Here is a 9060-nt window from a genome sequence, read left to right on the forward strand (position 1 = left end):
TCATCCCTTCACGGCGCCGTCGGTCAGGCCGCTGACGGCCTTGCGCTGGAGAACGATGAAAAGGATCAGGATGGGCAGCGCGAACAGCGTCGACGCCGCCATCGTGGCCCCCCAGTCGTCGCCGAAGGCGGTGCGGAACTGGGACAGCCAGATCGGCAGGGTCTGCTTCTCGATGCTCTTGTTGAGGATCAGGACGAGCGGGAACTCGTTCCACGCGGTGATGAAGCCGAACAGCGAGGTGGCCATCAGGCCGGGCGCCAGCAGGGGGAAGATGACCCGCGCGAAGGCCTGGACGCGGGTGCAGCCGTCGACCATCGCCGACTCCTCCAGTTCCTTCGGCACCGCGGCCACGTAACCGCGCAGGGTCAGGATCGTGAGGGGCAGCACCATCATCGTGTAGAAGACGGTGAGCGGGACGAGGCTGTCGAGCATGTCGTTGTCGCGCACCAGCATGTAGATGGCGATGACCATGACCTCCCAGGGCGCCATCTGTGCCAGCATGAAGGTCACGATGAGGCCGCGCCGCCCCTTGAACCGCATCCGGGCCAGGGCGAAGGCCGCGAAGAGCGAGATCACGAGCGAGAAGACCACCGAGCACACGGTGACGACGACGGAGTTGGCGACCAGGGTCCAGAAGTGGTCCGCGTGCACGGCCTTGGTGAAGTGGCCGAACGTGACGTCCGTCGGGAACCACACCGGGTTGTCGGCGATGATGTCACCGGCCGGCTTGAACGCCGTGGCGAACATCCAGTAGACGGGGAACGCGAAGCCGACGAAGAGGACGAGGGCGGTCGCGTTGGGCCAGATACGGCCGAAGAGTGAGCGCTTCACAGCTCGTCCTCCTCTTGCTTGAGCACCATGCGCAGGTAGTACGAGGTGATGACGAGCAGCACCAGGATGGTGAGGAACGAGATCGCCGCGCCCACCCCGAAGTGCTGGTTGCCGACGCCCTCGACGAAGGCGTAGATGGGCAGGGTCTCGGTGAGCCGGTCGGGGCCGCCCGCGTTGATCGCGAAGATCTGCGGGAACGCCTTGAAGACCCAGATGACCTCGAGGAAGGTCGTGGCGTACAGGAACGGCCTGAGGAAGGGGAAGGTCACCGAGGTGAAGCTCTTCCAGGCGTCGGCGCCGTCCAGCGAGGCGGCCTCGTACAGCTCCTTGGGGATCGTGGTCGTGGCGGCGTAGAGGTTGATCGCCACGAACGGGATCGACTGCCAGACGATCAGCAGCGTGATCACGGAGAAGGTGGAGAACTGGCCGCCGAGCCAGTTGTAGTCGGACATGGAGTGCCAGCCGAGCTTGTCCAGCACCCAGTTCACGACGCCGAACTGCTGGGCGAACAGCCACTGGTAGACGGTTGTGGCCGCGATGGTGGGCATGGCCCAGGCGAGGACGAGGCCCAGCATCAGCGTCAGCCGCATCTTCCGGCCGAGGCGGGCCAGCAGCAGGCCGATCAGGGTGCCGAACAGCATGATCAGCACGACGTTGGCCGCCGTGAACACCACGGAACGTTCGACGACGTGCCAGAAGTCCGACCCGCTGAGCACGGACTTGTAGTTCTCGACGCCGTTCCACTCGGTGAGGTGCTGGATGAGCTGCCGTGGGTTGAGGTTCTGGAACGACAGCATGCCGTTCTTCACCAGCGGCCAGCCGAGCAGGATCAGTGTGGCCAGCAGCGCGGGCAGCAGGAGCAGGTAGGGAGCGGCGGCACCGCGCCGGGCCGGGCGGCCGGCCCCGCGTGCCTCACCCCTCGGAGGCACCGGCGCCTCGGCCTTGCGGACAGCGGGCTCCCCGGCCGTGTCCGTGCCTTCGGTCTGCACTGACATGAGTTGCCATCTCTTCCATGGCCGTACCGGCCGTATGAGTGGTACCGGCCGTACGAACGACACGAATGAGCCGGGGGCGACGTGCGGCGCCCCCGGCGCGGGTCATCAGTTCTGCTGGGCCAGACGCTTGTTGATGTCGCCCTCCACCTGCTTCGCGGCGTCCGCGGGGGACTTACCGTTCAGCACGGCGGTCATGTAGGACTTGATCGGGTTCGGGGTGTTCTCCACCGCGGCCCACTCGGGGATCAGCGGGGTGGTGCCGCCGGCCGCGGCCGCCGGGGCCGCCGCCTCCGCCACGGCGTTGCCCTTGAGGTTGCTCTGGAGCGACTCCTTGTTGGGGATGACGCCGTTGAGCTTGGCCAGCTCGCCCTCGTACTTGTCGGACAGCGCGATCTTCAGGAACTCCTCGGCCAGCGCCTGCTTCTTGCTGCCCTGCGCGACCGCCAGGTTGGAGCCGCCGAGGAAGACGCCCTCGGGCTTGTCGGCCGTCTCACCGGGGATGGTGAAGTAGCCGAGGTCCTTCTCGATGGACTTGTTGGCGGTGACGGCGGTGCCGGCCTCCCAGCCCATGCCGATGAAGGCGCCGGTCTTGCCCTTGGCGAAGACCTCGGCCTGCTGCGGGGTGGCCTCGTCCTTGTCCTTGGGGGCCGTGGAGTAGGAGGCGTACTTCTTGTAGATCTCCATGGCCTGGGTGACCTTGGGGTCGGCCAGGTTGGAGACGTACTTGTCGCCGTCCTTCTTCACGAGATCGGCGCCCTGGCCGATGGTCAGGCCGTCGAAGAAGTACCAGTTCTGGCCCGGCAGGTAGATCGGGTCGGCGTCGGTCTTCTTGCCGATGGCCTCGAGGTCCTTGTAGAACTCGTCGCGGGTCTTCGGGGTGGACTTGATGCCGGCCTTGGCCCAGATCTTCTTGTTGTAGATGACCACGCGGTTGGCGAAGTACCACGGCGCGGCGTACTGCTTGCCGTCGTAGACGGAGGACTGGGAGACGGACGGGGTCCAGTCCGAGCCGATCGCCTGCTTGAGGTCGGCGAGGTCGGCGAGGCCGCCGGTGGCCGCGTAGGCCGGGGTCTGGGTGTTGCCGACCTCGATCACGTCCGGCGGGTTGTCCTCGGAGAGGGCCGTGGTGATCTTCTCCTGGATACCGTCCCACTTCTGGATCTCGAACTTCAGCTTCGCGCCGGTCTTCTTCTCGAAGGCGGCCTGCACGTCCTTGGTCCACTGGGCCGGCGCGGATCCGTCCATCGTCCAGACCCGCAGCGTCTGGCCCTTGAAGCTGTCCGGTCCCGCGTTCTTGCCGCTGTCGCCGTCGTCGCCGCCGCACGCCGCGACGGAGATCATCATGCCTGCGATACCGATCGCGGCTATCAGCTTGCGCTTCACGCCACCCTCCTCAGGGATGCCACTGACCCCCCACGCCCCCTGCCGTGACCTGCGTATGCCGCTGCCGCACGTGGGACTCGGGACCTGGCCACTAATGGTGTAGACCAGTACGGTGGAGCTTGGCCTAGACCTTTAGGGGTGTCAAGGGTGGTTCGGGAAGCCGTGCGGTCCGTTACGAGAAAGTCACCGGACGGCCGGCTGGCCGCCCGTCCGGCATGCGCGGCGCCTCTCTGGTTGGACTAGACCATAGGGCAGTTGGGGGCTATAACGGGAGACCGCCGAGTGAGCCGGGAAGGCAGGCCATGACCATCGACGTCAGCAGCGCCCACCGCGGGGGGACGCCCGGTCGCAGCGCGCGCGTGCCGAAGTACTACCGCATCAAGCAGCAGATCCTCGAGATCACCGAGGCCTTGAGGCCCGGCTCGGCCATGCCGGCCGAACGGCTGCTCGCGGTACGGTTCGACACCTCGCGCACCACCGTCCGGCAGGCGTTGCAGGAACTCGTGGGCGAGGGACGGCTGGACCGCATCCAGGGCAAGGGCACGTTCGTCGCCCGGCCGAAGCTGTACCGCACGCTCAGGCTCACCTCGCACACCGAGGACATGCGGGCCCAGGGCCTCGACCCCGCCTCGCAGATGCTGGACATCGGCCACATCGCCGCGGACGCGAAGCTCGCGGAACTGCTCGGGACCGGCGTCGGCGACAGGGTGCTGCGCATCGAACGGCTGCGGCTGGCCAGCGGCGAGCCCATGGCGATCGAGACCACGCACCTGTCCGCGCGCCGCTTCCCGGGCCTCAGACAGTCGCTGAACACCTGCGGCTCGCTGTACACGGCCCTCGCCGAGGTGTACGGAGTGCGTCTCGCGGAGGCCGAGGAGACCATCGAGACCTCCCTGGCGACACCGCGCGAGGCCGGGCTCCTGGCCACCGACGTCGGGCTGCCGATGCTGCTGCTCTCCCGGCACTCGCGGGACGCCGACGGCACCCCGGTGGAGTGGGTCCGCTCGGTGTACCGCGGCTCCCGGTACAAGTTCGTGGCCGCGCTGATGCGTCCCACGGACCGAGGACACGGCTGACGCAGGCCCTGACCGGAACCTCACAACAGCAGGACATGGTTGACGCACCCCCCGGCCGGGACCGCACCGCAACAGGACACGGTTGACGCACCCCCGACCGGGACCGCACAACAAGATGGGCTTGTCGTGACCGAAACGCCGAACCCGGAGACGCTCGCGGCAGCTCTGGTCGACGCGCGTGAGGCGCTGGGCCTCACGCAGGAGGGACTGGCGGAGCGCTCGGGACTGAGTGTGCGGGCGATCCGCAACCTCGAGACCGGCCACACCGCCCGCCCCCGCCAACAGTCCCTGCTCCTTCTCGCCCGGGCCCTCGGCCTGCCGCCCGGACGGCTGCCGATGTCGCCGCGCCCCTTCGGTCCGGCCGGTCCGGTGCCCGCGGAACTCCCCGCGGCACCCCGTCACCGGCTCGCCGGGAGGGAAGGCCTCATCGCCTCCCTGAAGGGCCATCTCTGCGGGGAGGAGCGCCGCGAGACCACCGGGCCCGCCGTCGTCGTCGGACCGCCCGGCGCGGGCAAGACCTCGCTGATCCTGCGGGCCGCCCACGGCGTGCGCGGCCGTTTCCCCGACGGGCAGGTCTTCGTGGACCTGCATCCCGCCTCTTCCCTCCCCGTCACCTCGGACGCAGTCGTCCGCCGCGTCCTGCGCTCCCTCGGCGCGGCGTCGACCGCGGACAGCGCGGAGGAGGCCGCCGCCCGGCTGCGGGACGCCCTGAGCAGGCGCCGCGTCCTCGTCGTCCTCGACAACGTCGACAGTGAGGCGCAGGTCCGCCCGTTGCTCGTGGACGAGGTGCGCAGCGCCGTCCTGGTGGCCGCGCGGCGCGAACTGCCCGCGCTTGCGGGGCAGTTACGTCACCACGTCGGTGCCCTGGCGCAACCGGACGCCCATCGGGCCCTGGAAGACCTGGTCGGGGTCGCGCGCACCCGGGCGGAACGGTCCGCCGCCCTGAGCATCCTGCACTCCTGCGCCGGGCTGCCGCTGGCCCTGCACATCGCCGGTCTGTGGCTCACGGCCCGGCCGCACCGGTCCCTGCGCGACCTGGCGGACCGTCTCGCGGACGAGCGGGCCCGCGTCCCGTTCCTGCGTGTCGGGGACCTGTCCCTGCGGGCGAGCGTGACGGCCTACCACCGGTTGCTGCCACCCCCGCTCAAGGAATCGCTGCGACGACTCCAGCCCGTGCGGGGCGACTTCGGCGTGGACGACATGCTGGCCCGGGTGACGTCGTCCCCGGAACTCGCCGTCGACCTCCTCGAGGACCTGCTCCACCGCCAGATGATCCATGTCGCCGAGGCCGGGCGGGACGGCGGGATCCGCTACCGGCTGCACGACGCGGTACGGCTGTACGTGGCGCACTGTGCCGCGGAACGCCGGCCGCTCGGCACCGGCACATGACCCTTCCGGCCGAGTCGCGGCGGGCCGGTGAGCGGCGCACGATGGAGGCAGGGGAACTCTGCCGAGGAGGTCAGCCATGGCCGACGTACGGCCGGGCGGCGTCGAGTCCGAGAACCACCCGTGGAAGATACGTCTCGTCGACCACCCGCCGCGTTTCGACTCCGATTTCTTCAAGGCCGCGAAACGGACGGCGCACAAGATCCTCGCCGAGGCGTCGGACGAGGAACTGCCGTACGGGCCACGTCCGGTGGGCGCCGAGCACTGGGAGATGCACCATGGGGGCAGTCTGTGGGTGAAGGGAGCGCGGGGCTGGCGGATGTACCGCGCCCGGGTCGGGATCGAGTGGAGCATGCAGTTCTGCGCCGACCCCGCGAAGGTGGACCGGCTGAGGCAGGAGGCAGCCGAACTCGTCGACGCCTTCCCGCTGACCCTGCCCGCGCTGGCGGAACTGGGGTACGAAGGCGCCGAGGAACTGCTGCGCACCCCGGTGAAGGACGCCAAGGGCGTCGAGGCGTGGACCGACTCCCTGTTCAACTCGTGCGTGCCGCTGAGCCACGCCGACCACCAGGCGATCCTGCCCACCGTGCCGCCCGGTGAACACCATTACCCGTGGCCGGTGAAGGGCGCGGACTACATCCGGTTCGACGACTTCCAGCTGTGGGTCACGCTGCCCGACGGAACCCACGGTGCCGTCGCCCCGGTGGACCGGCGCGGCTCCGGCGACGGGCATGTACGGCTGGCCTTCGTGCCCGAGGGCAGCGAGGCGGCGCACGCCCTGGCCGAAGCGGAGGAGCAGGGCAAGATGGCGGTCCTGCCCCCGGAGAGCCCGGTCGCGCTGGAGGCGTTCGCGAGGCAGATCGCTCCCGGGCAGCACACCGCGTCCGGCCCGCCCGTCGGCTGACCGGGGCTCCGCGATGCCGCGCAGGATCGTCGTCTGCCTCGACGGCACCGGAAATCAGGTGGGCGCGAGCCATCCCACCAACGTGGTCCGGCTGCTGGAGACGCTCGAGGCCGACGATCCCGCGCGGCAGTTGCTCTACTACGACCCCGGGGTCGGGACCATGTCGTCGGCCACCGCGCACGGGCCGGCCGGGCGGGCGCTGTCCCGCGGTTGCGGTCTGGCGTTCGGCACCGGACTGCGGGCCAACCTCGCCGAGGCGTACACGTATCTGATGCGGCACTGGCAGCCGGGCGACCTGGTGTACGTCTTCGGCTTCAGCCGCGGTGCCTACACCGCCCGGGCCCTGGTGGGCATGCTGAACAAGCCCGGGCTGATGCGCCCCGGCGCAGAGAACCTGGTGCCCTACGCCGTGGCGAGGTACGCCTTCAACCAGGACATCGGCGAGAGCGAGCGGGAGGTCGCACGGTTCTCGCACGCGTTCTGCCGGCGGACCGAGCTCGAGCCGCTGTGGGCGGAGGTCAAGCGGAACGATCCGCGGCAGGTCTCGCACCACGCCCTTCCGGTCGCCTGCCTCGGCGTCTGGGACACCGTGAAGGCGGCCGGCCTGCTGCGCCTGGGCGACCTGCGCTGGCCGTACACCCGCCTGCTGCCCAACGCCGCCCGCGTCCGGCACGCCGTGTCCCTCGACGAGAAGCGCCGGCCCTTCCGGGAGTACCTGGTGACGCCCCGGCCGCGCACCGTCGAGGAGGTCTGGTTCGCCGGGGTGCACTCCGACGTCGGCGGCACGTTCGTGCACGAGGAGGGCGAGCCGCTGCTCTCCACGGTCGCGCTGAAGTGGATCGCCGACGGCGTCACGCGTGATCTGCTGTTCCGCCCCGGCGCCTACACCAGGACCTGCGCCCTGACCGAGGACTTCGCCACCGCCGCCGTCCACACCAACGGCCCGCTGTGGACCCTCGCGGGCCGGCGCTCCCGTCCCGTGCCCGTGGACGCGGTACTGCACGGCAGCGTCCGGCTGCGGCGGGAACGGGAGCCCGGCTACCGCCCGGACCTGCCCGGCCCGGCGGACGCGGGCCGGTGGGCCGACCCGGACTGGACGAAGCCGGTTCCGCCGCCCGGGGGTTGACCCGGGAGCGGGCGCTCAGGAGTCCCAGTCCGCGAGGCGATGCAGTGCGGCGGCGGTCCGGCTGAATCCGTCGTCCCCCAGCAGGCCGCGCAGTTCGGTGTTGAACCGGTCCACCTCGGGCTGCGCGGCGGTCAGGGCGGCCTTCCCGGCGTCGGTCAGCTCCAGGGCGACGGCCCGGTGTTCACGCGGGTGCGGGTTCCTGGCCACCAGCCCGGCCGTGGCGAGCCGCCGGACCAGCGCCGTGACGGCGGGCTCCCCGAGACCGAGCGTGCGGGCGAGCTCCCCCTGGGTCCCCCCGGGCGTGTCGCGCACCGCGTACAGCGCGCCGAGTTGGGCCGTGGTGACCCCCGCGGCGGCCAGGCAGCGCCGGTCGGCGGCGGTGCGCAACTGGTGCGCGGCGCGCTGCAACAGGAAGAACAGGCGCTGGTCGGGCGGCTCGGACATGGGCCGATCTTGACAGGCGGACCGTGCTCGCGCCAGCCTGACTTCACTAGTGAAGTGAGGCGGAGTCCTCGGATACGCGGCGGACTCCGTCCTCGGCCCCCGGCTGATCACCGCCGGCTACACCATCGACTACCTCCGCCCGGCCCGGGGAACGCTCCTGCGGGCCCGGGCCGAGGTGGTCCGGGCCGGTCGCACCCTCGCCGTCTGCCGGTGCGACGTGTCCACGGCCGACGCGGAGGGCCGGGAGACCCTGTGCGCCGTGGCCCAGGGGACGATCGCGGTGGCCGAGCACGCACGGACCGCCCCTGGACGCCTGCCCGACGAGACCTGAGACTGGGCGTCAGCCAGCTCTCCCAGGCTCCGGGACGGTGACCATGGACCAGGAAAAGACAGCGCCACGCGTCGAACTCACCCCGCAGGCAGCCGACCTGCTGCGCCGGCTGCGCGCGGAGCACGGGCCGCTGATGTTCCACCAGTCCGGCGGCTGCTGCGACGGCAGCGCGCCCATGTGCTATCCGGACGGCGAGTTCCGCACCGGCGCGTCCGACGTACTGCTGGCCGAACTGACGGTCGAGGGCGTCGAAGAGCCGGTGACCTTCTGGATGTCGAGGAGCCAGCACGAGGTGTGGAGCCACACCCGGCTGATCGTGGACGTGGTGCCCGGACGGGGCAGCGGCTTCTCTCTGGAGGCACCCGAGGGGGTGCGTTTTCTCACCCGTTCTCGCGTAGTCGACGCATAGCAACCGCGCCGGACACCGCGGTCTGGTGCACTTCCCCCGAGTCCTGGGATATTTGACGAGACATCAGGGGGGACAGTGACGCGTCGTCGGAAACGGTACGCGGCGGGCAGAGCGGTCGGCACGGTTCTCACGGCGTTCGGTGTGCTGGCCGGTGCCGCCCTGACGGGGGCGGCAC

Annotated in this window: 9 protein-coding genes and 1 pseudogene; 6 read left to right on the forward strand and 4 right to left on the reverse strand. The window is 70.4% G+C overall.

Features of this window, described 5'->3' with window-relative positions; all coding sequences use genetic code 11:
- The 3 genes from ACWGJM_RS27450 to ACWGJM_RS27460 form a co-directional block, all read right to left on the reverse strand.
- Entirely contained in the window at positions 1–831 is an 831-nt protein-coding gene (locus ACWGJM_RS27450; protein ID WP_453414383.1) for a carbohydrate ABC transporter permease, read from the reverse strand.
- A complete protein-coding gene (locus ACWGJM_RS27455) occupies positions 828–1826 on the reverse strand; it encodes a carbohydrate ABC transporter permease (protein WP_453414384.1) in 999 nt (332 codons plus the stop codon). The genes ACWGJM_RS27450 and ACWGJM_RS27455 overlap by 4 nt, the downstream gene beginning before the upstream one ends.
- Before the next feature lie 105 nt (positions 1827–1931).
- On the reverse strand, positions 1932–3209 hold the full coding sequence (locus ACWGJM_RS27460; RefSeq protein ID WP_453414385.1) for an extracellular solute-binding protein: 1278 nt from the start codon (positions 3207–3209) through the stop codon (positions 1932–1934).
- Between the two features lie 302 nt (positions 3210–3511).
- Between ACWGJM_RS27460 and ACWGJM_RS27465 the strand changes: the two genes are divergently transcribed.
- The 4 genes from ACWGJM_RS27465 to ACWGJM_RS27480 all read left to right on the forward strand — a co-directional run bounded on the left by ACWGJM_RS27465 (position 3512) and on the right by ACWGJM_RS27480 (position 7701).
- Entirely contained in the window at positions 3512–4285 is a 774-nt protein-coding gene (locus tag ACWGJM_RS27465) for a GntR family transcriptional regulator (protein ID WP_453414386.1), read from the forward strand.
- A gap of 126 nt (positions 4286–4411) precedes the next feature.
- Positions 4412–5674 (forward strand): NB-ARC domain-containing protein, encoded by a 1263-nt coding sequence (locus ACWGJM_RS27470; protein ID WP_453414387.1) that lies wholly within the window; start codon positions 4412–4414, stop codon positions 5672–5674.
- 76 nt (positions 5675–5750) lie between these two features.
- Positions 5751–6575, forward strand: a complete 825-nt coding sequence (locus ACWGJM_RS27475) for a DUF6424 family protein (protein ID WP_453414388.1) — start codon at positions 5751–5753, stop codon at positions 6573–6575.
- A 13-nt stretch (positions 6576–6588) separates the two neighbouring features.
- Positions 6589–7701, forward strand: a complete 1113-nt coding sequence (locus tag ACWGJM_RS27480) for a DUF2235 domain-containing protein (protein ID WP_453414389.1) — start codon at positions 6589–6591, stop codon at positions 7699–7701.
- Positions 7702–7716: 15 nt separating this feature from the next.
- On the opposite strand, the gene ACWGJM_RS27485 is transcribed toward ACWGJM_RS27480, so the two are convergent.
- The gene (locus tag ACWGJM_RS27485; RefSeq protein ID WP_453414390.1) at positions 7717–8145 is read right to left on the reverse strand and encodes a MarR family winged helix-turn-helix transcriptional regulator; all 429 of its coding nucleotides are present in this window, start codon (positions 8143–8145) and stop codon (positions 7717–7719) included.
- Between the two features lie 58 nt (positions 8146–8203).
- Between ACWGJM_RS27485 and ACWGJM_RS27490 the strand changes: the two are divergent.
- Both ACWGJM_RS27490 and ACWGJM_RS27495 read left to right on the forward strand, forming a co-directional pair.
- A pseudogene (locus ACWGJM_RS27490) lies at positions 8204–8476 on the forward strand (PaaI family thioesterase); the annotation flags it as partial.
- Positions 8477–8519: 43 nt separating this feature from the next.
- Positions 8520–8885 (forward strand): DUF779 domain-containing protein, encoded by a 366-nt coding sequence (locus ACWGJM_RS27495; RefSeq protein WP_453414391.1) that lies wholly within the window; start codon positions 8520–8522, stop codon positions 8883–8885.
- The last annotated feature ends 175 nt before the right edge of the window (positions 8886–9060 follow it).

The organism is Streptomyces sp. NPDC054834 (assembly GCF_053611185.1).